The following is a 22,658-nucleotide window of genomic DNA, read 5'->3' as shown; positions in this document are numbered from 1 at the left end:
AGCCAGGCATGGGCGAAGGGCAGACACATTATGAAATCGAAGGCGGGATGCTGGGTCGTGAAGATGTTCAAGCGCTGATTGACGGGAGCAACGTGCCATTGCGCTTCACGGGCGTGGACTTTACCGACGCTGATTTGTCGAGGCTGGTGCTGGATCACTGCGAGTTCCAGCGTTGCATATTGTTGCGCAGCCAGTTTCTCGGGGCGCGCCTGGAGGGAACGCAATGGAAGGGTTGTCGGGGTGCGCACGCGATTTTCGAAGCGGCACATCTGCTGGAGGCATCGTTCAGTAATTGTGATTTGAACAACACTCGATGGCAGCGAGCCAAACTGGCGCAAGTCAATTTCGACGGATGCAAGTTGACGGGCGCGAACTTCAGTCACTGTTCGAGCCTGGGCCTTTCATTCAGTGAAACGCGACTTAACAGTGCTTTCTTGCCGGGAATGTCATTTGCCAGGAGCACGCTGAGCAACCTGGATTTCTCTGAGGCGGACTTGAGCGATGCGGACTTTCGCAAGGCTGAGTTTGTCGATTGCAGCCTGGCGCATGCACGTATCAATGGGGCGACGTTTGCCGGTGCGGATTTGCGCGGTGCCGATTTGAGCGGTTTTCGGCTCAATGATGCCAAACTGTTCAAGGGTGCCGTGATTTCTCGCGCACAAGCCTCGATGCTGCTGTCGGAGTTGGGTTTATCTGTCGCATAGCGACCTGAGGTAGTGATTTTCCATGCTGGTGATTTCCAACAACGTGCATCTGCCGGATGCCGAGATCGAATTGACGGCCATTCGCGCACAAGGTGCCGGTGGGCAGAACGTCAATAAAGTCTCCAGCGCCGTGCATCTGCGCTTCGACATTCCGGCCTCGTCCTTGCCCGAGTTCTACAAGGAGCGGCTGTTGGCGCTGCGCGACAGTCGCATCACCAGCGAAGGTGTGTTGATCATCAAGGCCCAGCAGTACCGCACGCAGGAGCAGAACCGCGCCGACGCACTGGAGCGTCTGACCGAATTGATCCTCAGTGCCACCAAAGTCGAAAAGAAACGCCGCCCGACCAAGCCGACCCTCGGTTCGAAGAAACGTCGGCTCGAATCCAAGACCAAACGCGGCAGCATCAAGGCCGGGCGTGGCAAGGTGGATTTCTAGCGGGCTTCACGTTCTTCCCGATACTTTGGCGCCTGCCGGTACAAGTAAACGCTCAGCATCAATCCGCTCAAGGCGGCGAGGGCGGCGAACAGGAAGATCGAGGCAAAACCGAAGCCTGCCGCAATCGCACCCGCCAGCGGTCCGGTAATCCCCAGCGACAAATCGATGAACAGCGAATAAGCCCCGACCGCCGCGCCACGGCTGGAAGCGGGCACCAGGTTGACCGCTTCCACGCCCAAGGCCGGGAACACCAGCGAGAAACCGAAACCGCTCAGTGCCGCGCCAGCCAGTGCCCAATGAGCGTCCGGCGCGAGCCACAGCAGCAACAGCCCGAGGGTTTCCACCGAGAGGCAGGCAATTGCCACGCGAAAGCCGCCGAGGCGGTTGATCAGGTTACCGAACAGCAGTCGCGCACCGATAAAACTGGCGCCGAACAAGCTCAGGCACAGCACCGCGTTGGACCAATGCTGAGTCGCGTAGTACAGGGTAATGAAGGTCGCGATGGTGCCAAAGCCGATGGAGCCCAGCGCCAGACCGCAGCCATGAGGAAATACCCGTCCCAGCACATGCATGAACGGCAAACGTTCACCTGCGACAATCGGTGCCGCGGTTTTCGGCCAGGCCAGCGCCACGCCCAGCACGGCCAGCAGCACGATGCTCACGCCCATGCTCCACAAACCCAGTTGGCTCACCAGTAGCACCCCCAGCGGTGCGCCGACCGCCAACGCGCCATAACTGGCGATGCCGTTCCAGGAGATGACCTTGGCGGTGTTCGCCGCGCCGACGCGGCCGATGCCCCAGCCGATCGACCCGGAACCCACCAGACTTTCCGCGCTGCCGAGCACCAGACGACCGATCAACAGACTGATCAGGCTTAACGTCGGCAGGCTTTGGGTCCAGGCGGAAATCAGCATGAATACACCGCTCAAACCACAGCCGGCGAGGCCATACATCACCGCCAGTTTGCTGCCCTTGTTATCGATGATGCGCCCGGCGTACGGGCGGCTGAGCAGGGTGGCCAGGTATTGCACACTGATCACCAGCCCGGCGATCACGGCGCCGAAACCGAGGTCGCTGTGGACGTAGCCCGGCAGTACGGCCAGGGGAATGCCGATATTCAGGTAACCGATGAACGTGAACAGGACGATGGAGACAACTTGCAGCGTGACCGCCAAGGGGCGCTGGGTTTTTGACATGGGTAAAAGGTCCACGGGGCAGCAGGATAGATAGGCTGCTTATGATAGCGGCGTGGACAGTCGCGAGGCGTGAAAAAGTAAAACTATTTGCCGAACGGGATGAGTCAGGATTTTGCAGGGGCTACCAGTTGCGTCGTGACCAGGGCGGCCAGGGCGTTTTCTTCGCTGCCGAAGCGGGCCAGCAGGGCGGCTTGCTTCTCGGGGGAAAGGCGGTTCCAGATGTCGATCATCTTCTCGGCGGTGCCGATCAGGACGCTGGCCTGTGCTTCAGTAAAATCATCGCTCATGGTGCGGGGCTCGCGGTTCAGGCGGTGTGGAAAGCGCATATTAGCGCTTTCCACACGGTCTGGTGGTGCGGGTGTATCAGTCTTCGCTGTCGGCCTGGCGGCGTTCAGGTGCTTCTTTCGTCTCGGGCTGTTGGGCACCGGCTTGTTGCGTGGTTGTCTGCTCAGTTTCGTGCAGGCTTGGGAAGGGGAGATTAGGGATCTCGTGCATGTCGCGCTCCTCGCTAAGTCTGTTGATAGATCTGGTAGATCCGCGCTTTAAAAAAGCCTGGGCAGGATACAGCAGGAGAAATGACAAATAGACTTTTATGTCCACATGTTGCGACGGATGGGATTGTCTAGACAGGTCGATAAGAGGGGGCGACACACATTCAAATGTGGGAGCGGGCAAGCCCGCTCCCACAGGGGGACTTGCAGTGCTCGATGGTTATTTGCAAACGTCAGCGATGGCCTCGGCCAGCAGATCCAGGCGCGTCGCATCAATCCCGGCCACGTTCGCCCGGCCCGAGCTGACCATGTACACACTGTGATGCTCGCGCAGTTGCTTGACCTGCTCCGGCGACAAGCCGGTGTAGGAAAACATCCCGCGTTGCACGCCAATATGCGCAAACCGCTCGCGCAAGCCATGGGGTTCAAGTGCTTCGACCAGACCGCTGCGCAACTGGGCGATACGCAAACGCATGGCTTCCACTTCGTCGGCCCAGCGGCTTTTCAGCTCTGGATCGCCAAGGATGGTCGCGACCACGGCGGCGCCATGATCCGGTGGTGTCGACCACAGGTTGCGGGCGATGTTGGCCAGTTGGCTGCGGATATCCAGCAGCTTGTCGGCGGTTTGCGTGCAGACAATCAGCGCGCCGGTGCGGTCGCGGTACAGGCCGAAGTTCTTCGAGCAGGAACTGGTGATCAGCACTTCCGGCAACTCGGCGGCGAACAGCCGGGTCGACCAGGCATCTTGCTCCAGGCCGTCGCCAAAGCCCTGATAGGCGAAGTCGATCAGTGGCAGCAAATCACGACTGCGCACCACGTCCAGCACCCGGCGCCAATCGTCGTGGGACAGGTCGAAACCGGTCGGGTTGTGGCAGCAGGCGTGCAGCAGCACCACGTCGCCCTTGGGCGCTTCATTGAGCACCGCGAGCATCGCGTCCACATCCAGACGGTTATCGCTGCCCACGTACGGGTAGTGACTGACCTTGACCCCCGCTGCCGCGAAAATGGTTTCGTGGATCGGCCAGGTCGGGTTGCTCAACCATACGCCTCGGCCCGGCAGGCATTGGGCAATGAAATCGGCGCTCAAGCGCAGCGCGCCGGTGCCGCCCGGCGTCTGAGTGGCACCGGCCCGTTGCTCGGCGATCAGCGCCGAATCGGCGCCCAGCACCAACTCGTTGATGACCTTGCCGAACGCAGCATCGCCGTGACCGCCGATGTAGGTCTTGGTGGCTTGGCGATCCACTAGGCGCTGCTCGGCAAGCTTCACCGCTTCGAGGATGGGCGTCAGGCCCTGGGCATCTTTATAGACACCCACGCCAAGGTCGAATTTGCGCGGGTTGGGGTCCTGCGCATAGGCCTCCATCAGGCCGAGAATCGGGTCGCCGGGTACTCGGCCGATGGCGTCGAAATGCATTATTTGCGGCCCTCGGCGTCTTTGGCCACTTCGTCGGTGCGCGCGGCCATGATGAAATCGTTGCGGTGCAGGCCCTTGATGGAGTGGCTCCACCAGGTCACGGTGACTTTGCCCCACTCGGTCAGCAGGCCCGGGTGGTGACCTTCGGCCTCAGAGATTTCGCCGACCGCGTTGGTGAACGCCAGCGCGTGTTTGAAGTTCTTGAACAGAAAAACTTTTTCCAACTGCATCACGCTGTCGCGGACTTCGATGTTCCAGTCAGGGATCTGCTTGATCAGGATCGGCAATTCTTCGTCGCTGACCTGAGGGGCATCGGCGCGGCAGGCTTCGCAGTGGGCTTGGTTTAATGTGGACATGATGTGTTCCTGAAATCGAGTGTTTTGAAAAACGGTCGTCAGTGGGACCACGCTAAAGCAAAGCGGCGATCCGTAACAGACTCACTTGATGCCAAAAGGCGCGGGTCACGCAGCTTTTGGCGGAAATTTCGGTGCGTGCAATCCAAGCTGCATGCCTTGTTTGACCATGCCAATGATGTCTTCGTGGGCCAGGTCGAACAGGCGCTTGAGGTTCGGCAGGACAAAGTACAACGGTTGCAGAATGTCGATGCGGTATGGCGTGCGCATGCATTCCAGCGGGTCGAAGGCCTGATGCTCAGGTGCGTCCGACAGGGAATAAACGGTTTCTTTGGGCGAGGACAGAATGCCGCCGCCATAGATGCGCAGGCCTTGCGATGTGTCGACCAGGCCGAACTCGATGGTCATCCAGTACAGACGCGCCAGGTACACCCGTTCTTCCTTGGAAGCCTGTAGGCCGAGTTTGCCGTAGGTGTGGGTGAATTCGGCGAACCAGGGGTTGGTCAGCAGCGGACAGTGGCCAAAGATTTCGTGGAAAATGTCTGGCTCTTGCAGGTAATCCAGCTCTTCGCGGGTACGAATGAAGGTCGCCACCGGAAACTGTTTGCTCGCCAGTAATTCGAAAAAGGTCTGGAAGGGAATCAGTGCGGGGACTCGGGCAACCTGCCAGCCGGTGGTTTCACCGAGGACTTTGTTGATTTCACCGAGTTGCGGAATGCGGTCGTGGGGCAGACCGAGTTTTTCGATACCGTCCAGGTATTCCTGGCACGCACGGCCCTCGACCACTTTCAGCTGGCGAGTGATCAGCGTGTTCCACACCGCGTGTTCTTCGGCGGGGTAGTCGATAAAACCTTGCGCATCGGGCTCGCGAGCCACGTATTGCGTCTGCTTCATGCTGCTCTCCTGCTAGGGGATTCGTTCTTGTTATGTGTACAGCTATGGACCTAGAAATACCCCAAGGTGTGCGGTGTTGCAGCAGGTGATTCCCGTTATGCGTAGGAAAAGTCCGTGCTTTTTGTAAAGTATTCGTTACGGATTGGCCGCTATGGCGCAAGTATTGAGTTCTCAGGGTTTGAAATACGCTCTACCTGTCACATAATCTTGACGACTAACTGAGCCGCTCGGCAAAAAATGTCCGAGGGCACTGCGAATACCCCACAGGTTGTGCGCCAGGCATCAACCTCACTCACCGCTTTTTCGGGCCTTTATATGCGCATCAAAGTTCACTGCCAGAACCGCATCGGTATCCTGCGCGACATTCTCAACCTGTTGGTCGAGTACGGGATCAACGTCGCTCGCGGCGAAGTGGGCGGTGAACATGGCAATGCGATCTATCTGCACTGCCCGAACCTGATCAATATTCAGTTCCAGGCGTTGCGCCCGAAGTTCGAGGCGATTGGCGGGGTATTCGGCGTCAAGCGCGTAGGGCTGATGCCTAGCGAGCGTCGGCACATGGAGCTCAATGCCTTGCTCGGTGCCCTGGAGTTTCCGGTGCTGTCGATCGACATGGGCGGCTCCATCGTCGCGGCCAACCGTGCGGCGGCGCAGTTGCTCGGGGTGCGGGTGGATGAGGTGCCGGGGATTCCGCTGTCGCGGTACGCCGAGGACTTCGATTTGCCGGAGCTGGTGCGCGCCAACAAGTCACGGATCAACGGCTTGCGGGTGAAGGTCAAGGGGGATGTGTTTCTCGCCGACATCGCGCCGTTGCAATCGGAACATGACGAAAGCGAGGCCATGGCCGGCGCGGTGTTGACGTTGCACCGGGCGGACCGGGTGGGCGAGCGCATCTATAACGTGCGCAAGCAGGAATTGCGCGGGTTCGACAGCATTTTCCAAAGCTCGAAAGTGATGGCGGCGGTGGTTCGCGAAGCGCGACGCATGGCACCGCTGGATGCGCCGCTGTTGATAGAGGGCGAAACCGGCACCGGCAAAGAGTTGTTGGCGCGGGCCTGTCACTTGGCGAGCCCGCGTGGGCAATCACCGCTGATGGCGCTCAACTGCGCCGGTCTGCCGGAGTCCATGGCCGAGACCGAACTGTTCGGCTACGGCCCTGGTGCCTTCGAAGGAGCGCGGGCCGAAGGCAAGCTCGGGCTGTTGGAGCTGACGGCGGGCGGTACGTTGTTTCTCGATGGCGTCGGCGAAATGAGCCCGCGCTTGCAGGTGAAATTGCTGCGCTTTCTGCAGGACGGTTGCTTCCGTCGTGTCGGCAGCGATGAAGAGGTTTATCTGGATGTGCGGGTGATCTGCGCGACTCAAGTGGACTTGTCCGAGCTGTGTGCTCGCGGTGAGTTTCGCCAGGATTTGTATCACCGCTTGAACGTGCTCTCGTTGCACATTCCGCCGTTGCGCGAATGCCTCGACGGATTGGCGCCGTTGGTGGAGCATTTCCTCGATCAGGCCAGTCGGCAGATCGGTTGCCCGTTGCCGAAACTGGCCCCGGCGGCGATGGAGCGGCTCAGTCACTATCACTGGCCGGGCAATGTGCGGCAGTTGGAGAACGTGCTGTTTCAGGCGGTTTCCCTGTGCGAGGGCGGGACAGTCAAAGCCGAGCACATTCGTCTTCCGGATTACGGTGTGCGTCAGCCCCTTGGCGATTTCTCCCTCGAGGGCGGGTTGGACGAGATTGTCGGGCGCTTCGAGAAAGCCGTGCTGGAGCGCTTGTATTCCGAGCATCCGAGCAGTCGGCAATTGGGCAAGCGGCTGGGGGTTTCGCATACCACTATTGCTAATAAGTTGCGTGAGTACGAAGTCGGTAAAGACAACACCTGACTGATCGTTCCCACGCTCTGCGTGGGAATGCAGCCCGGGACGCTCTGCGTCCCAAGAGCGGACGCGGAGCGTCCATTGAGGCATTCCCACTCAGAGCGTGGGAACGATCAGGTGACGGAAACTGAGGATTGCCGCGAAGCGGCATAACACCGCCGGTTTTTCGTCTTCGATACATTCCCCCCATCCCCTCTGAAACCCTCAAGTCCCTTGTTTGCCGGGCCCTGCGCCGCCAGAAAAAAGTTGGTCTGCAAATTGCTTATGGCTCAGCAGTACAGCGGTGGGCGGCAAACGTCCGGCATGCAGAGGAAAGAGTGTGGACAAGTACCTTTATGTGGCAATGACCGGCGCCAGCCAGAATGCACTGGCGCAGAAGGCTCATGCCAACAACCTGGCGAACATCTCTACCAACGGTTTTCAGAAGGACCTGGAACAGGCCCGTTCGATGCCGGTGTTTGGTGACAGCTTTCCGGCGCGTGCGTTTGCCATGAGCGAACGTCCGGCCACCGACTTCTCTGCGGGCACGCTGGTGGAAACCGGTCGCGACCTCGATGTCGCGGTGCAAGGCAATGGCTGGATTGCCGTGCAGAACCCCGATGGCGGTGAAAGCTACGTGCGCACCGGCAGCCTGAACGTTGACGCCCTGGGCGTGCTGCGCGCCGGTAACGGTATGCCGGTGATGGGCAATGGCGGGCCGATTGCCGTGCCGCCCGAGCAGCAAGTCGAAGTCGGCGAAGACGGCACCATCAGCATCCGTGCGATGGGCGAAGGCCCGCGGGTGATGGCCGAAGTCGACCGCATCAAACTGGTCAACCCGGACTTCAAGAACATGACCAAAGGCCTGGACGGTTCGATCCACACCCAGGACGGCAAGCCGGCGCAAGCCGATGCCAACGTCAAGCTGGTGTCCGGGTTCCTTGAGTCGAGCAACGTCAATGCCGTGGAAGAAATGACCTCGGTGCTGGCGCTGGCCAAGCAGTTCGAGCTGCACATCAAGATGATGAACACCGCCAAAGACGATGACCAGGCCATGGCTCGGGTCTTGCAGATCAGCTAATTATCAGAACGTCGCGCCGTAAAACAGGCGCACGAGGAGAATCGAATGCTTCCGGCTCTATGGGTTGCCAAAACAGGTCTGTCCGCCCAGGACACCAACCTCACCACCATTTCCAACAACCTGGCGAACGTATCGACCACGGGTTTCAAACGTGACCGCGCCGAGTTCCAGGACTTGCTGTATCAGGTCAAACGCCAACCAGGCGCCCAGTCGACCCAGGACAGCGAACTGCCGTCGGGTCTGCAAGTGGGTACCGGTGTGCGCATCGTCGGCACCCAGAAAAACTTCACCGCCGGCAGCCTGCAAACCACCGAACAGCCGTTGGACATGGCCATCGACGGTCGTGGTTTCTTCCAGATCCTGCAGCCCGATGGCACCACGTCCTACACCCGTGACGGTACCTTCCACCTGGATTCCAACGGCCAGATCGTCAACGCCAGCGGCTTCGCCCTGGAACCGGCCATTGTCATTCCGAACAACGCCCAGACGTTCACCGTTGGCCGTGACGGCACCGTGTCCATCACCGTTGCCGGCAACCCGGCCGCCCAGGTGATCGGCAACCTGCAAACCGCCGACTTCATCAACCCGGCCGGTCTGCAAGCGGTGGGTAACAACCTGTTCCTGGAAACCGCTGCCAGTGGCGCGCCGCAAGTCGGCACCCCGGGCCTGGCCGGTTTCGGCACCACGCTGCAGAACACCCTGGAAACGTCCAACGTCAGCACCGTTGAAGAAATGGTCAACATGATCACCACTCAGCGCGCCTACGAGATGAACTCCAAAGTGATCTCCACCGCCGACCAGATGCTCTCGTTCGTAACGCAGAATCTGTAATCAAGTCTATGAGGCGGCCATGAGGTCGCCTGCAACACCGTGAGGTAGGGTCATGAATCGCTTCGTATCTGTTCTGGCACTGAGTGGGGTCGCCGCGCTGGCGGGGTGCGTCGGTCCGACGCCAAAGCCCAATGACCCTTACTACGCCCCGGTGTTGCCGCGCACGCCGCTGCCGGCTGCCGCCAATAACGGCTCGATCTACCAGGCCGGTTTCGAACAGAACCTGTACAGCGACCGCAAGGCGTTCCGGGTCGGTGACATCATCACCATCACCCTGAACGAGCGCACCCAGGCGAGCAAGAACGCCAACTCTCAGGTCGACAAGACCAGCAAGGCCAGCATCGGTCTGTCCTCGCTGTTTGGTACGGTGCCCAGCGTGAACAACCCGTTAGACACTGGTGATCTCAGTCTGAACGCCGGCTACAGCGGCGATCGCGCGACCAAGGGTGACAGTAAAGCCGGGCAGGGCAACAGCCTGACCGGTTCGATCACCGTGACTGTCGCCGACGTGTTGCCCAACGGCATCATCGCCGTGCGCGGCGAGAAGTGGCTGACCCTCAATACCGGTGATGAGCTGGTGCGGATTGCCGGCCTCGTTCGCGCCGATGACATCGCCACCGACAACACCGTATCGTCGACTCGCGTTGCCGATGCGCGCATCACCTATTCGGGCACCGGCGCGTTTGCCGATGCGAGTCAGCCAGGCTGGTTCGACCGTTTCTTCCTCAGCCCGCTGTTCCCTTTCTAGGTGGCTTTCCAGTTGAGCATGTTGAACTTCAAACACCTGATGGTGGGTGCCCTGTTGCTGACGGCGGCTTTCGATGCACAAGCCGAGCGGCTGAAGGATATCGCCAGTATTTCCGGCGTGCGTTCCAACCAATTGATCGGCTACGGCCTGGTGGTCGGGCTTAACGGCACCGGTGACCAGACGACCCAGACCCCGTTCACCCTGCAGACCTTCAACAACATGCTCTCGCAGTTCGGCATCAAGGTACCGGCAGGTTCCGGTAACGTGCAGCTGAAGAACGTTGCGGCGGTATCGATCAGCGCCGACTTGCCGGCGTTCGCCAAGCCAGGTCAGCAGATAGATATCACCGTGGCGTCCATCGGTAACTCCAAGAGCCTGCGCGGCGGCACCTTGCTGTTGACGCCGCTCAAAGGTATCGACGGCAACGTCTACGCCGTCGCTCAGGGCAACCTGGTGGTCGGCGGTTTCGATGCCGAGGGTCGTGACGGTTCCAAGATCACCGTCAACGTTCCGTCGGCCGGCCGCATCCCTGGCGGTGCGTCGGTCGAACGTGCCGTGCCGAGCGGTTTCAATCAGGGCAACACCCTGACCCTGAACCTCAACCGTTCGGACTTCACCACCGCCAAGCGCATCGTCGACAAGATCAACGACATGCTCGGCCCAGGCGTCGCTCAGGCCATCGACGGTGGCTCGATCCGCGTGACCGCGCCACTCGATCCGAGCCAGCGGGTCGACTATTTGTCGATCCTCGAAAACCTCGAAGTCGATCCGGGTCAGGCGGTGGCGAAAGTCATCATCAACTCGCGCACCGGCACCATCGTGATCGGCCAGAACGTCAAGGTTTCGCCGGCCGCTGTGACCCACGGCAGCCTGACCGTGACCATTACCGAAGACCCGATCGTCAGCCAGCCCGGCCCTCTGTCCAACGGGCAGACGGCGGTCGTGCCGCGCTCGCGGGTCAACGCTCAGCAAGAAGCCAAGCCGATGTTCAAGTTCGGCCCGGGCACCACCCTCGACGAGATCGTCCGTGCGGTGAACCAGGTCGGCGCGGCACCGGGTGACTTGATGGCGATCCTCGAAGCGCTGAAACAGGCTGGCGCGTTGCAAGCCGACTTGATCGTGATCTGAGGACGGCGATCATGGATATGCGCAAAAGCGGTCTGGTCAGCAGCAGCGATTCGGGTTCCTACTCGGACCTGAATCGCCTGAACCAGCTCAAGGTTGGCGACAAGAACAGCGATGCGAACATGCGCAAAGTGGCGCAGGAATTCGAGTCGCTGTTCCTTGGTGAAATGCTCAAGTCCATGCGCTCGGCCACCGAAGCGCTGGGCCAGGACAACCCGCTCAATACGCCGGCGGCCAAGCAGTACCAGGAAATGTACGACCAGCAGTTGGCCGTTTCCCTGTCCCGCGAGGGCGGCGGTATTGGCCTGGCGGACGTGCTGATGCGCCAGATGTCGAAGAACAAACCGATGGCGCAGGGGGAGGCCGCGGCAGCGTCTGCCGCCAAGCAGGCCGCCGCGCAAGCTGCCGTGGAAACGCCGATTGCCGCCGGTACGGTCGCCACCAACGGGCCGCTGTCGCGCCTCAATGGCGAGCGCCCGCTGTGGGCTTCGCGTTCGGTGAAGGCGCCAGCCAGTGCGGGCGAGGGCACTCACCGCAATGACATGGCGCTGATCAATCAGCGGCGTCTGGCATTGCCACCGAAACTGGCCGACCGTTTGCTCGCCGGGCTGGTGCCATCTGCATCGGTATCGACATCGACCACGGCGACGACCGCCACCGCAGCGCAGAACAAAATCCAGGTGCCGCCGAGCACCACGACCGGTTCCGGCTCTCTGTACAACGGCGATTGGCTGGCTTCGCAAACGGACACGACATCCAGCGGGCGTCTGCAGATTTATGGTCGTGCCATGGCTCAAATCCCACTGGCACCGGCGAAGAAAGCCTTCAGCTCCGCCGACGAATTCGTCAACACCATGCTGCCAATGGCCAAAGAGGCTGCCGACCGTATCGGCGTCGATCCGCGTTACCTGGTGGCTCAGGCTGCCCTGGAAACCGGTTGGGGCAAATCGGTCATGCGCGCCCAGGATGGCAGCAGTAGCCACAACCTGTTCGGCATCAAGGCCAGCAGTAACTGGAAGGGCGATTCGGCGCGGGCGATCACCAGCGAATTCAGAAATGGCCAGATGGTCAAGGAGACGGCCGAGTTCCGTTCCTACGCCTCTTACAAGGACAGCTTCCATGACCTTGTGACGCTGCTGCAAAGCAATAATCGCTATCAAGATGTGCTGAAGGCGGCCGATAACCCAGAACAGTATGTACGCGAGTTGCAAAAAGCCGGGTATGCAACCGACCCGGATTACGCAAGCAAGATTTCGCAGATAGCCAAGCAGATGACGAGTTACCAAAACTACGCTGCGGCGGGCGCTTCCACGAATTTATAAGGTCTGAATCATGAGTTTGCTCAATATCGGGATGTCGGGTCTGTCTACCAGTCAGGCCGCTCTAACGACCACCGGCAACAACATTGCCAACGTCGACACCGCCGGTTATTCGCGTCAGCAAACCGTGCAGAGCACCAGTGCTTCCAATCAATACGGCAACGTATTCATCGGCACCGGCACGACGCTGGCGGATGTTCGCCGGGTATACAACGCTTACCTCGACTCCCAATTGCAGACCGCCACCTCGCTCAACAGTGAAGCGTCCTCGTACCTGACCCCGGCTACTGCGCTGGACTCGACGCTCTCCGACACCAACACCGGGCTAACCGGTGTGCTGCAGAAGTTTTTCACCTCGATGCAGGGTGTGTCGTCATCGGCGACCGACGATACCTCTCGCCAGTCGGTGCTGACCAGTGCCAAGGCATTGAGCAACCGCTTCAATACCATTGCCCAGCAGTTAAACGACCAGAACACCACGATCAACGGCAGCCTGGCGGACATGGCGTCGCAGGTGAACAAGCTGGCCACCTCGATTGCCAACCTCAACCAGAAAATTGGCGAAGTCTCCACCAGCGGCGGCGAGCCAAATGACCTGCTCGACAGCCGTAACGAAGCGGTGCGCCAACTGTCCGAGATGATCGGTGCGCAGGTCGTCGAGCGCGGTAGCAACTATGACGTCTATGTCGGCAGTGGCCAACCGCTGGTGATGGGCAACACCACCAATACCCTGGAAACCGTACCGAGCAAGACCGATCCAACCCGTTCCGCGCTGCAGATGAACCGTGGCTCCAGCACAGTCGACATCACCTCGGTGGTCAGTGGCGGTGAAATCGGTGGTTTGCTCACCTACCGCAGTGAAGTGCTCGACCCTTCGCTCAACGAACTGGGACGTGTGGCCCTGGTGGTCGCTGACCAGATCAATAGCCAGCAGGCCCAGGGCATCGACAAGAACGGCGATTTCGGCACCGCGATTTTCAACAACATCAACAGTGCCGAACTGATCAGTCAGCGCAGCGTTGCCAAGGCGAGCAACAGCACGGGCTCCGGAAATCTGGACGTCACCATCAGTGACACCGGCAAGCTGACCACCAGCGACTATCAGGTGACGTTTACCACCGCCACCGACTACAGCGTCAAGCGTTCCGATGGCACCGACATGGGCGCCTTCAGCACCTTGACCACGCCAGCTCCGGTGATCGACGGCTTCAGCCTGGCGCTGAACGGCGGTGCCCTGAGTGCCGGCGATACCTTCAAGGTGACGCCGACCCGTAATGCCGCCAGTTCGATTCAGACCGTCCTCACCGATCCGAAAAAGATCGCGGCTGCCGCCCCGTTGACCGGCGTCACCAGCGCCAGCAACAAGGGCACGTACACCCAGCCGACCCTGACCAGCAAAGTGGACATCTACGACGCTACGGCCAGCGCCGACCTGCAGACCGGGATCAAGTATTCGACGCCGGTCAAGCTGGTTTTCGATGCCGCCGCCAGCGGAACCCAGGGCTACACGCTCTATGATGCCAAGGGTAACAACATTGGCACGGGCACCATCGTTCCCGGCCAAAGCAACACCCTGAGCCTGCAAGTGGGCATGGTCGATGCCAGCGGCAACGCGATCAACGATACCTCCGGTGTGCAGAAGTCCTTCACCTTCGAGACCACCGTCGGCGGCACTCCGAATGCAAACGAGAGCTTCACCGTTTCCCTGACGGGAGCGGCTTCATCGGATAACCGCAACGCCCAGGCCATCAGCGACTTGCAGACCAAGCAAACCGTCGATACCGGCTCTACGAGCGGGGGCATCAGCCTGACCGATGCCTACAACAAGCTGGTGACTAACGTGGGGACCAAGGCTGCCCAGGGCAAGTCCGACAGCGAAGCCACCACGGCTCTGCTGACCCAGGCCAAGAGTGCCCGCGACTCGGTGTCCGGCGTCAACCTCGATGAAGAAAGCGCCAACCTGGTCAAATACCAGCAGTACTACACCGCGTCTTCGCAGATCATCAAGGCTGCGCAGGAAATCTTCAGCACGCTGATCAACAGTCTTTAAGGAGTCGTAGTTCATGCGCATTTCTACCGCTCAGTATTTCGAAACCACCGCTGCCAACTACCAGCGCAACTACAACAACGTGATCAAGACCGGTGCCGAAGCCAGTAGCCTGACCCGCATCAATACCGCCGCCGATGATCCGCTCGGTGCCGGCCGTTTACTGGAATTGGGTCAGCAGAGCGCGATGCTCGATCAGTACAACAGCAACATCAGCTCGACCAAAAGTGCGTTGAGCCTGCAGGAAACCACGTTGAGTTCCATTGGCACCGCCTTGCAGCGGGCCAAGGAAATCGCCCTCAGTGCCAACAACGGCAATGCCACCGACGATGACCGTAAAGCCTATGCAGCGGAGTTGAGCCAGATCCAGCAACAAGTCATGGGCCTGATGAACTCCAAGGATTCGGCCGGTAGCTACCTGTTCTCCGGTTCGAAAGCCGACACCGCGCCGTACTCGCAGAACTCCGACGGCACCTACACCTACAACGGCGACCAGAGCAGCATCAACCTGGGGATCGGCGATGGTTTGTCGGTGGCCACCAACACCACGGGCTGGGATGCGTTCCAGCAGACCATCAACACCAGCCGTACCCTGACCACCATGACCGCTCCGGCGGTGGATGATGGTCGAGTGGTCCTGTCCAATGGTCAGGTGAGCACCAGCGCGACGTACAACTCCACGTTCGCCGCAGGCGAGCCGTACACCGTCAGCTTCCTGAGCAGCACCCAGCTGCAGATCACCGATGCGCTGGGTAACGACGTGACCACCGAAGCCAGTCAGAACGGCGTGATCAGCAACAGCAACGGTGCCAACCAGGTGGTCAACTTCCGTGGTGTTGATCTGAACCTGAACATCAACCTTCAGGCGGGTGACGTTGCGGACACGGTCATTGCCGGTCACAGCTTTCAGTTGTCGGCCAAGCCGGACACCTTCAATGCCTCGCGCAGTGCCGGTAATTCGTCGACGACGGTCATCACCGGCTCCAGCGTGACCGACCCGGTTGCCTACAACAGCGCATTTCCGGCGGGCGGGGCGATCCTCAAGTTCACCAGCGCCACCGCCTTCGACTTGTACGCGGCGCCGATTACCACCGACAGCCAGCCGGTGTCTTCGGGTACCGTGGCGGCCGGCACCGCCACGGCGGCGGGCGTGACCTTCACACTGAGTGGCACACCGGCAACCGGCGACCAGTTTCCGATCCAGTCCAACAATCACCAGACCCAGAACGTGCTCGACACCCTGGGTCAGATGATCACCGCCCTGAATGCGCCGGTCGATGGGAGTACGACGGCCAAGCAGAGTTTTCAGTCGGCCATGGAATCGGGGCTGGCTAACCTGGACAGCGCCACCGACCAGTTGGGTTCGGCAGTGACCTCGATCGGCGCGCGCGGCCAGTCGCTGGATGATCAAGCCACGAGCAACCAGAGCCTGAGCATGGCGAACACCGCGACCCAGTCGTCGATTCGTGACTCCGACCCGGCCGAAGTGATGACCCGCCTGACCTTGCAGCAGACCATGTTGCAGGCAGCACAACTGGCGTTCAGCAAGATCTCTCAGTTGGGTTTGTTCAACAAACTCTGACGGTGACCGGGCGCCAAGGCGCCCTTCATTTTCGCCGCCGTATACCCACCGTCTTTTTTCAGCGGTTTGCAAGGGGCTCATTCCACCGAGTGGGCTCCCGCCGCTTGAGAGCCCCGCGCCGTGAATCCAGCCCCTCTAGTCAGTCTTGTCATTCCTGCCTTCAATCCACGCTTTTTCAGTCGGGCGTTGCAGGGCGCGCTGGAGCAAAGCTACATCAACCTCGAAATCATCGTCTGCGACGACAGCCGTGGTGATGAGATCAAGGGCATGGTCGATAGTCTGTCCGGGCGCTTCGGGGTCGATGTGCGCTATGTGCGCAACCCGCAGACCCTGGGGCTGGTCGGCAACCTGCAGGCATGCCTGGCCGAGGCTCAAGGCGAGTTCATCAAGTTCCTGTGCGACGACGATCAACTGTTCCCGGCTTGCATTGAACGCCAGGCCCAGGTACTGGCCGAGCACCAGGATGTGAACCTGGTCCTGGCGCAGCGGATGTTCTGGGATGCCGATGACTTCCAGTTGCCGGCGCGCCTGGAAAACAGCCCGCTGGCACCGACCTGCAGCCTGTTCAAGGGCGAAGACCTGCTGGCGATTTTCGAGAATTTCCCGAGCAATTTCCTCGGCGGCTTCAGCAACGCGCTGTTCCGTCGGGCGGATGTGCTGGAACTCCTGCCGGCCCTGACCCAGCCGGCTCATTGCTTTGTCGCGACCCTGGATTTCGCCCTGTACGTGTGTCTGGTGCGGCGCGGTAATGTGGTCGTGCTCAACCATGTGTTGAGTGTCGAGCGCCTGTATCCGGGACGCCTGACCCGTCAACAGCCGATGCTGGAAGCAGCGGCGGCGGAGATGCAATGGCTGGTGCAGATGCTCAAGGCGCGCAGCGGAGAATCCGCACCGGCGCCGGGCTGGGTCCGCTATGTGCCTTACACCAAGGCCCATCAGGCGCCGCGTGTCTGGGAGGAGCTGCCATTGAGCCGCTCCCTCGGCACCAAGCAGACCACGCAGCAGTGGCGGGTGGGGATCGCCAGCGAAAGCTTCCACGATCTGTACCGCCAGTGGCTGGACTGCCGCACCCTGAGCGATGTGCAGCGCACCTTGCTGCCCGACACGCTGGCCGGTTGGCGTCGGCAGCCGAAGATCGTTCCGGTGATCATTGACCGGCAGGGCGGCCGCGCCAGCCTCGATGTCACGCTGCAAAGCCTTGAAGGGCAGCTCTATGCGCCGGAGCTGGTGCTGGTATTGTCCGCTGCCTGCACCGAAGCGGCTCTTGAAGAGCGGGTGTTCAGCCTGCCGTTGCAGGACGACTGGCAGCAGCAACTCAATGAACTGTTGCCCCAGCTCGAAGGCGCGCACTGGTTCTATTTGCTGCGTGCCGGCGATCGCCTGATGGAATCGGCGCTGCTGATGCTGGCGGAGCGCATCGTCACCTCGCCTGAGGCTCAGTGCATCTACAGCGACGAAGGCGGCCTGCGCGAAGGCGAGTCGTCGGACCCGGTCTTCAAGCCGGACTTCAACCTGGATTTCATGCGCAGCTACCCCTATGTCGGACGCGCCCTGGCATTCGATCGCCAGCGTTTCCTGGAAACCGGAGGCTTCGATTCGGCCTATGGCGAGCTGGCGCCGCACGATGTGCTCTGGCGCATGGTGGAAAATGGTGGAACCGGGGTGGTCGAGCATGTGGCCGAGATTCTCGTCGAGTCGCAGTTCTCCCTGTCTCAATGGTTGTCCTTGCCTGAAGTGACCGTGCTCAACCCAGTGGTCCTCGAGGCTCACCTGCAACGCCTGGGTGTGGCTCACCGAATCGGCGAAGGCAGCATGCCGCTGCTCAACCGTGTCGACTACCTGCACGCCGAGCGACCGTTGGTGTCGATCGTCATTGTCTGCAAGGACCAATTGGCGGTCGTGCAACGTTGCGTGGAAAGCCTGTTGGAGAAAACCCTCTACAGCGAATACGAACTGTTGTTGGTGGATAACGCCAGCGAAACCGCCGAGGCCCGTGCCTGGCTGGCCGGCATGGCGCAACTGGGCAGCGACCGGCTGCGGGTGCTGGAGTATCCGGCCCAAGGCAATGCTGCAGCGATTAACAACTTCGCGGCGCGGCAGGCACGCGGCGAGTATGTGCTGATGCTCAACGCCTATGCCGTGATCACCGAAGGTGACTGGCTGGACGCGCTGCTCAATCACGCGCAGCGTCCGGAAGTGGGGATTGTCGGGGCCAAGCTGTTCAATTCCGTGGGTCGTGTGCTGCATGCCGGTCTGATTCTCGGCCTGCAGGGGCCGGCCGGGGTGCCGTTCTGCGGCGAGACTCTGGATGCGGCCGGTTATATGCATCGGCTGCAGATCGCCCATGACCTGAGTGCGGTAGGTGGCGATTGCCTGATGATCCGTAAGGAAATCTTCGACCACGTCGGCGGCCTGGACGAGCTGAACTTCGCCCATAGTCTCAACGAGGTGGACCTGTGCCTGCGGGTGCGTGAAAACGGCTATCTGGTGGTCTGGACCCCTTATGCCCTGGTGGCCCTCGGAGCGCAGCCGGTATTGGAACTGGATGACTCGGTCCGCGAATCCCGGGGCAAGGAACAGGAGTTGTTCTACCAGCGCTGGTTGCCGGTGGTGGCCCGCGATCCTGCCTATAACCCAAGCCTGATGTTGCAGAGTCTGGGTGGTTCGAGTTTCAGACTGGAGCCGGGCCTGACCAGCGGTTGGACGCCCTTTAGCAGTCGCCAGTTGCCACAGGTGCTGGCATTGCCGATCAACGCCTCGGCGATCGGGCATTATCGCGTGACGCAACCGCTGATCGAGCTGGAAGCCGCAGGCCGGGCCGTGGGGCGAATTCACTATGACCTGCCGTCGATCATCGAGGTCGAGCGCCAGTCTCCTGACGTGATCGTGTTGCAGGGGCGGTATTCCGAAGCGCCGATCAACGAAATCGTCGGCCTGAAAACCTACTCCAATGCCCGACGCATCTTCGAACTCGATGACTATGTCATCAACGTTCCGCACAAAAACGCCCACGTGCGCAATATGCCTGACCGTGCCGAGATGGAACGCCTGGTGCATTGGGGGATCAGCCTGTGCGATCGGGTGGTGGTCTCGACCGCGCCACTGGCCAATGCCCTGTCGTCCATGCACACGGACATTCGCGTGGTGCCGAATATGCTCACTCCCCATGTCTGGAAGGGGCTGAGCAGCCAGCGCCGCACCTCGAAAAAACCTCGGGTCGGTTGGGGCGGTGGCACCAGTCACCATGGCGACCTGGCGGTGATTGCCGATGTGGTCCGTGAACTGGCCAATGAAGTCGATTGGGTGTTCTTCGGCATGTGCCCGGATGATTTGCGCCCTTACATGCATGAGTTCCATGGGGTGATCGGGCTGGATGTCTACCCGGCGAAGCTGGCCAGCCTGAATCTGGACCTGGCGTTGGCTCCGCTCGAGTTCCATATATTCAATGACTGCAAGAGCAACCTGCGTCTGCTGGAATACGGGGCTTGCGGCTATCCGGTGATCTGCACCGACACTGAGGCCTATCGTGGGTATTTGCCATGTACCCGGATCAAAACCAACAGCACGGATGAGTGGCTGCAAGCCATCCGCATGCACCTGGCTGACCCGGACGCCAGCTACCGCATGGGCGATGAATTGCGTGAGATCGTCCTGCGCGACTATATGTTGCGCGGCGACAACCTGCGCTACTGGGAAAACGGTTGGTTGGCGGACTGATCGTTTCACCTGGCTCTTGAAAAGAAGGCGACCTTGGGTCGCCTTTCTGTTGCCTGCAGATTCAAGCTTCAGGCTCCAGCGGTCGATAGCTGCCCAAGGATTTTGTTTTTTCTCACCAAGGCACGGAAGAAGATATGGCAGTTATTAATGGAGCAAACGGCACGGATACGCTGATCGGTACGAATGAGGATGACGTCATCAATGGACGGCGCGGCGATGATGTCTTGATCGGCGGCGCCGGCGCGGACACGCTCGACGGCGGCGCGGGATTCGATACGGCGGATTATTCCTGGTCCATGGCCGGCGTCAACATCGACCTGCGCAGCGGCGTCAGCCAGCCTGGGATCGGCGGTGATGCCGAAGGCGATACGCTGAAAAACATCGAGAAAGTCATTGGCAGCGAATTCGATGACACCTTTACCACCACGTTGGCTGGCCGGACCTTTGAAGGTGGACGGGGCAACGACACGTACATCGTCAATGCGGGCGGCGGCAAAATCATTGAGGAAAGCGGTTGGGGTGGTGGTTATGACGATCAGGTCCTGACCCGCCTGGCTCACTACCGGCTGGACGAGAATATCGAACGCCTGACCTATACCGGCACCGGCAAATTCACCGGTTACGGCAATGCCAGCGATAACGTGATCACCGGCGGTGCCGGTAACGATGTGCTGCTGGGTGGCGGCGGTGCCGACCATTTGATCGGCGGCACAGGTTGGGATACCGCGAGCTACACCGACAGCACCGAGGGCATGACTTTCGATCTGAAGTTCGGTTACAACACTTCCGGTATCGCCGTCGGCGATACGTTCACCGATATCGAAGCGATCCGCGGCTCGAACTACGACGACGTGTTTATCAGTGGTGCCGCGTTCAAGGCGTTGGACGGCGCCGATGGTTTTGACACGGTGGACTACTCGATGTCGGAAGCGGGGATCACCCTCGATATCCGTAACGGCGTGGGCAAACCGGGCATTGGCGGCGACGCCGAAGGCGTTACGCTGAAAAACATCGAGCACGTCATTGGCACCCTCTGGGATGACGTCTACGTTATCAACTCCCGCGGTATCACGATCTCCGAGCGCAACATCTCTGCGGGCACCGACGAGATCCGTACCAGTCTGGCCTCCTACACCATGGACGCCAACATCGAAGCGCTGACCTATACCGGAGAAGGCTCGTTTACCGGTTATGGCAATGCCGGCGACAACACCCTCACCGGCGGCGCCGGTAACGACGTGCTGGTGGGCGGCGAGGGCGCGGACCACCTGGTCGGCGGCGCTGGCCTGGACACCGCGAGCTACGCCGACAGCACAGAAGGTGTGACGGTTGACCTGATATCCGGGCAGCGGAGCACAGGCGTGGCGGTGGGTGATACCTACACCAGTATCGAGCTGATTCGTGGCTCGAACTACGACGACTATTTCCGGGCGAATGACTTGCCGATCGGCTTCGACGGCGGGGACGGCTTCGATACTGTGGATTACTCCTGGTCCAATGGTGCGGTGACCATCGACATCCGCGAAGGTGTCGGCATGCCTGGCATCGGCGCTGACGCTGAGGGCGATACGTTGACCCATGTGGAAAAGGTCATCGGTTCGTTCGATGCCGACACCTTCACCAGTTCCATCGGCGGCGTCATTTTCGAAGGTGGCCGGGGCGACGACGTCTACAACATCAATGCCGAGGACGTGAAAATCATCGAACAGGATTTCCTCGGCGGCACCGATGAGTTGCGCACCAACCTGGCGGTGAAGACCCTGGACTCGTTCATCGAGAACCTGACGTACACCGGCGCCGGGGACTTCACCGGTTACGGCAATGAAACGGACAACACCATTACCGGTGGTGCAGGCAACGACGTGCTGTTCGGAGGCGGTGGTGCAGACACCTTCGTTGGTGGCGACGGTGTGGATGTTGTCAGTTATGGCGACAGCAACATCGGGATCTCCCTCAATCTGGCGACATGGGAGCATTCCGGTATCGCGATGTATGACCGGTATTTGGATATCGAAATCCTGCGCGGCAGCCACTTCAATGACACGCTGACAGGCAGTGTCGGCGATAACTACTTTGAGGGAGGTCTGGGGGATGACGTCATCTACGGTGGTTATGGCGCCGATCACCTCTATGGCGGATTGGGGCCATTGAGCGGGCGTTCCACCGAGGCCGATACTGACGGTGTTCCCCAGGCCGACATGCTGTATGGCGGCGAAGGTGACGACGTCATTGTTACCGCTGTCGATGATCGGGGAAGCTTCGCCTATGGCGAAGGTGGCAATGACACCATCGCGGTGGCCAGCGGCACGGCCGATGGTGGTGGCGGTGAAGATGTGTTGACCGGCACGAGCAACAACTACGTGTTGCTGGGCGGTGAGGGCTACGACCAGTTGATCATGAACGCCGGCGGCTTTGCCAATGGCGGGGAGAATGACGACACCTATATCGTCAACACCAGCAACCTGGTGACGATCCGTGATGACGGCCAGGGCATGTTCTCCAATGACACACTGATACTGAACAACGTCGCCACCGCTGCCGACCTGAATGTCATGCGGGTTGGCGATGATCTTTACCTCAGTAACACCAACCCTGCGTCGGGAGCGGCTCCGGATAACGGCGTGAAGCTCCAGGATTGGTTCGCTGGTTTCGCGACCATCGAACACATCCAGACCGCTGACGGCCAGGCCTTCAACCTGCCGGCCAACGCCGATGCCTTCGCCATGTTCGGCTGATGACCTGATCTACGTTTAAGCATCATCCCCTGTGGGAGCGAGCCTGCTCGCGAAAGCGGTATGTCAGTCGACATCAATGTCGGATGACCGATTGCCTTCGCGAGCAGGTTCTCTTCACTGGGCGTCTTCCGGGTTCA

The 22,658-nt window shown here is 60.3% G+C and carries 18 protein-coding genes; 12 read left to right on the top strand and 6 right to left on the bottom strand.

Going from position 1 to position 22,658, the window contains the following annotated elements; genetic code table 11:
• Positions 1 to 8: 8 nt before the first annotated feature.
• Both LOY38_RS21810 and arfB read left to right on the top strand, forming a co-directional pair.
• A complete protein-coding gene (locus LOY38_RS21810; protein WP_258696994.1) occupies positions 9 to 704 on the top strand; it encodes a pentapeptide repeat-containing protein in 696 nt (231 codons plus the stop codon).
• Between the two features lie 22 nt (positions 705 to 726).
• Positions 727 to 1,140 carry an alternative ribosome rescue aminoacyl-tRNA hydrolase ArfB gene (gene arfB, locus LOY38_RS21805; RefSeq protein WP_007938537.1) on the top strand — a complete coding sequence of 138 codons (414 nt, stop codon included), beginning with the start codon at positions 727 to 729 and terminating at the stop codon, positions 1,138 to 1,140.
• On the opposite strand, the gene LOY38_RS21800 is transcribed toward arfB, so the two are convergent.
• The 6 genes from LOY38_RS21800 to phhA form a co-directional block, all read right to left on the bottom strand.
• Positions 1,137 to 2,336 (bottom strand): MFS transporter, encoded by a 1,200-nt coding sequence (locus tag LOY38_RS21800; RefSeq protein WP_258696993.1) that lies wholly within the window; start codon positions 2,334 to 2,336, stop codon positions 1,137 to 1,139. The two genes, arfB and LOY38_RS21800, sit on opposite strands and share 4 nt — an antisense overlap.
• Before the next feature lie 104 nt (positions 2,337 to 2,440).
• On the bottom strand, positions 2,441 to 2,623 hold the full coding sequence (locus LOY38_RS21795) for a hypothetical protein (protein ID WP_019579540.1): 183 nt from the start codon (positions 2,621 to 2,623) through the stop codon (positions 2,441 to 2,443).
• 76 nt (positions 2,624 to 2,699) lie between these two features.
• Positions 2,700 to 2,831: a hypothetical protein gene (locus tag LOY38_RS21790; RefSeq protein ID WP_007902501.1), complete on the bottom strand. Its 132-nt coding sequence runs from the start codon at positions 2,829 to 2,831 to the stop codon at positions 2,700 to 2,702.
• Between the two features lie 216 nt (positions 2,832 to 3,047).
• Positions 3,048 to 4,241 carry an amino acid aminotransferase gene (locus LOY38_RS21785; protein ID WP_408980536.1) on the bottom strand — a complete coding sequence of 398 codons (1,194 nt, stop codon included), beginning with the start codon at positions 4,239 to 4,241 and terminating at the stop codon, positions 3,048 to 3,050.
• The gene (locus LOY38_RS21780; protein ID WP_007938547.1) at positions 4,241 to 4,597 is read right to left on the bottom strand and encodes a 4a-hydroxytetrahydrobiopterin dehydratase; all 357 of its coding nucleotides are present in this window, start codon (positions 4,595 to 4,597) and stop codon (positions 4,241 to 4,243) included. Before LOY38_RS21780 ends, LOY38_RS21785 begins: the two co-directional genes overlap by 1 nt.
• Before the next feature lie 105 nt (positions 4,598 to 4,702).
• On the bottom strand, positions 4,703 to 5,488 hold the full coding sequence (phhA, locus tag LOY38_RS21775; protein WP_258696992.1) for a phenylalanine 4-monooxygenase: 786 nt from the start codon (positions 5,486 to 5,488) through the stop codon (positions 4,703 to 4,705).
• A gap of 315 nt (positions 5,489 to 5,803) precedes the next feature.
• Here phhA and LOY38_RS21770 point away from each other — a divergent pair, with 315 nt between their 5' ends.
• From LOY38_RS21770 to LOY38_RS30215, 10 genes are all read left to right on the top strand, one after another.
• Positions 5,804 to 7,363 (top strand): sigma-54-dependent transcriptional regulator, encoded by a 1,560-nt coding sequence (locus tag LOY38_RS21770; RefSeq protein WP_258696991.1) that lies wholly within the window; start codon positions 5,804 to 5,806, stop codon positions 7,361 to 7,363.
• Positions 7,364 to 7,676: 313 nt separating this feature from the next.
• Positions 7,677 to 8,417, top strand: coding sequence for a flagellar basal body rod protein FlgF (locus LOY38_RS21765; protein WP_258696990.1), 741 nt, complete (start codon positions 7,677 to 7,679; stop codon positions 8,415 to 8,417).
• Between the two features lie 45 nt (positions 8,418 to 8,462).
• Positions 8,463 to 9,248: a flagellar basal-body rod protein FlgG gene (flgG, locus tag LOY38_RS21760; RefSeq protein WP_258696989.1), complete on the top strand. Its 786-nt coding sequence runs from the start codon at positions 8,463 to 8,465 to the stop codon at positions 9,246 to 9,248.
• Between the two features lie 52 nt (positions 9,249 to 9,300).
• Positions 9,301 to 9,996, top strand: a complete 696-nt coding sequence (flgH, locus tag LOY38_RS21755) for a flagellar basal body L-ring protein FlgH (RefSeq protein ID WP_258696988.1) — start codon at positions 9,301 to 9,303, stop codon at positions 9,994 to 9,996.
• Positions 9,997 to 10,014: 18 nt separating this feature from the next.
• A complete protein-coding gene (locus LOY38_RS21750) occupies positions 10,015 to 11,124 on the top strand; it encodes a flagellar basal body P-ring protein FlgI (protein WP_258700773.1) in 1,110 nt (369 codons plus the stop codon).
• An 11-nt stretch (positions 11,125 to 11,135) separates the two neighbouring features.
• Positions 11,136 to 12,443 (top strand): flagellar assembly peptidoglycan hydrolase FlgJ, encoded by a 1,308-nt coding sequence (gene flgJ / locus LOY38_RS21745; RefSeq protein WP_258696987.1) that lies wholly within the window; start codon positions 11,136 to 11,138, stop codon positions 12,441 to 12,443.
• Between the two features lie 10 nt (positions 12,444 to 12,453).
• Positions 12,454 to 14,490, top strand: a complete 2,037-nt coding sequence (flgK, locus tag LOY38_RS21740; protein ID WP_258696986.1) for a flagellar hook-associated protein FlgK — start codon at positions 12,454 to 12,456, stop codon at positions 14,488 to 14,490.
• Between the two features lie 13 nt (positions 14,491 to 14,503).
• Complete coding sequence (locus LOY38_RS21735; RefSeq protein WP_258696985.1) at positions 14,504 to 16,069, top strand: flagellar hook-associated protein 3; 1,566 nt, start codon at positions 14,504 to 14,506, stop codon at positions 16,067 to 16,069.
• Between the two features lie 120 nt (positions 16,070 to 16,189).
• Entirely contained in the window at positions 16,190 to 19,786 is a 3,597-nt protein-coding gene (locus LOY38_RS21730) for a glycosyltransferase (RefSeq protein ID WP_258696984.1), read from the top strand.
• Positions 19,787 to 19,920: 134 nt separating this feature from the next.
• Positions 19,921 to 22,521 carry a calcium-binding protein gene (locus LOY38_RS30215; RefSeq protein WP_309475855.1) on the top strand — a complete coding sequence of 867 codons (2,601 nt, stop codon included), beginning with the start codon at positions 19,921 to 19,923 and terminating at the stop codon, positions 22,519 to 22,521.
• Positions 22,522 to 22,658 lie beyond the last annotated feature (137 nt).

The organism is Pseudomonas sp. B21-015, assembly GCF_024749285.1.
Lineage (GTDB): Bacteria > Pseudomonadota > Gammaproteobacteria > Pseudomonadales > Pseudomonadaceae > Aquipseudomonas.
This window is presented reverse-complemented; position numbering and strand designations above follow the sequence as displayed.

Coding starts and splice junctions, on each gene's coding strand:
- flgH (WP_258696988.1), top strand. CDS start 9,301: ATGAATCGCTTCGTATCTGTTCTGGCACTGAGTGGGGTCGCCGCGCTG.
- LOY38_RS21790 (WP_007902501.1), bottom strand. CDS start 2,831: ATGCACGAGATCCCTAATCTCCCCTTCCCAAGCCTGCACGAAACTGAG.
- LOY38_RS21735 (WP_258696985.1), top strand. CDS start 14,504: ATGCGCATTTCTACCGCTCAGTATTTCGAAACCACCGCTGCCAACTAC.
- LOY38_RS21750 (WP_258700773.1), top strand. CDS start 10,015: ATGTTGAACTTCAAACACCTGATGGTGGGTGCCCTGTTGCTGACGGCG.
- LOY38_RS21810 (WP_258696994.1), top strand. CDS start 9: ATGGGCGAAGGGCAGACACATTATGAAATCGAAGGCGGGATGCTGGGT.
- arfB (WP_007938537.1), top strand. CDS start 727: ATGCTGGTGATTTCCAACAACGTGCATCTGCCGGATGCCGAGATCGAA.
- LOY38_RS21785 (WP_408980536.1), bottom strand. CDS start 4,241: ATGCATTTCGACGCCATCGGCCGAGTACCCGGCGACCCGATTCTCGGC.
- flgG (WP_258696989.1), top strand. CDS start 8,463: ATGCTTCCGGCTCTATGGGTTGCCAAAACAGGTCTGTCCGCCCAGGAC.
- phhA (WP_258696992.1), bottom strand. CDS start 5,488: ATGAAGCAGACGCAATACGTGGCTCGCGAGCCCGATGCGCAAGGTTTT.
- LOY38_RS30215 (WP_309475855.1), top strand. CDS start 19,921: ATGGCAGTTATTAATGGAGCAAACGGCACGGATACGCTGATCGGTACG.
- flgJ (WP_258696987.1), top strand. CDS start 11,136: ATGGATATGCGCAAAAGCGGTCTGGTCAGCAGCAGCGATTCGGGTTCC.
- flgK (WP_258696986.1), top strand. CDS start 12,454: ATGAGTTTGCTCAATATCGGGATGTCGGGTCTGTCTACCAGTCAGGCC.
- LOY38_RS21780 (WP_007938547.1), bottom strand. CDS start 4,597: ATGTCCACATTAAACCAAGCCCACTGCGAAGCCTGCCGCGCCGATGCC.
- LOY38_RS21795 (WP_019579540.1), bottom strand. CDS start 2,623: ATGAGCGATGATTTTACTGAAGCACAGGCCAGCGTCCTGATCGGCACC.
- LOY38_RS21770 (WP_258696991.1), top strand. CDS start 5,804: ATGCGCATCAAAGTTCACTGCCAGAACCGCATCGGTATCCTGCGCGAC.
- LOY38_RS21800 (WP_258696993.1), bottom strand. CDS start 2,336: ATGTCAAAAACCCAGCGCCCCTTGGCGGTCACGCTGCAAGTTGTCTCC.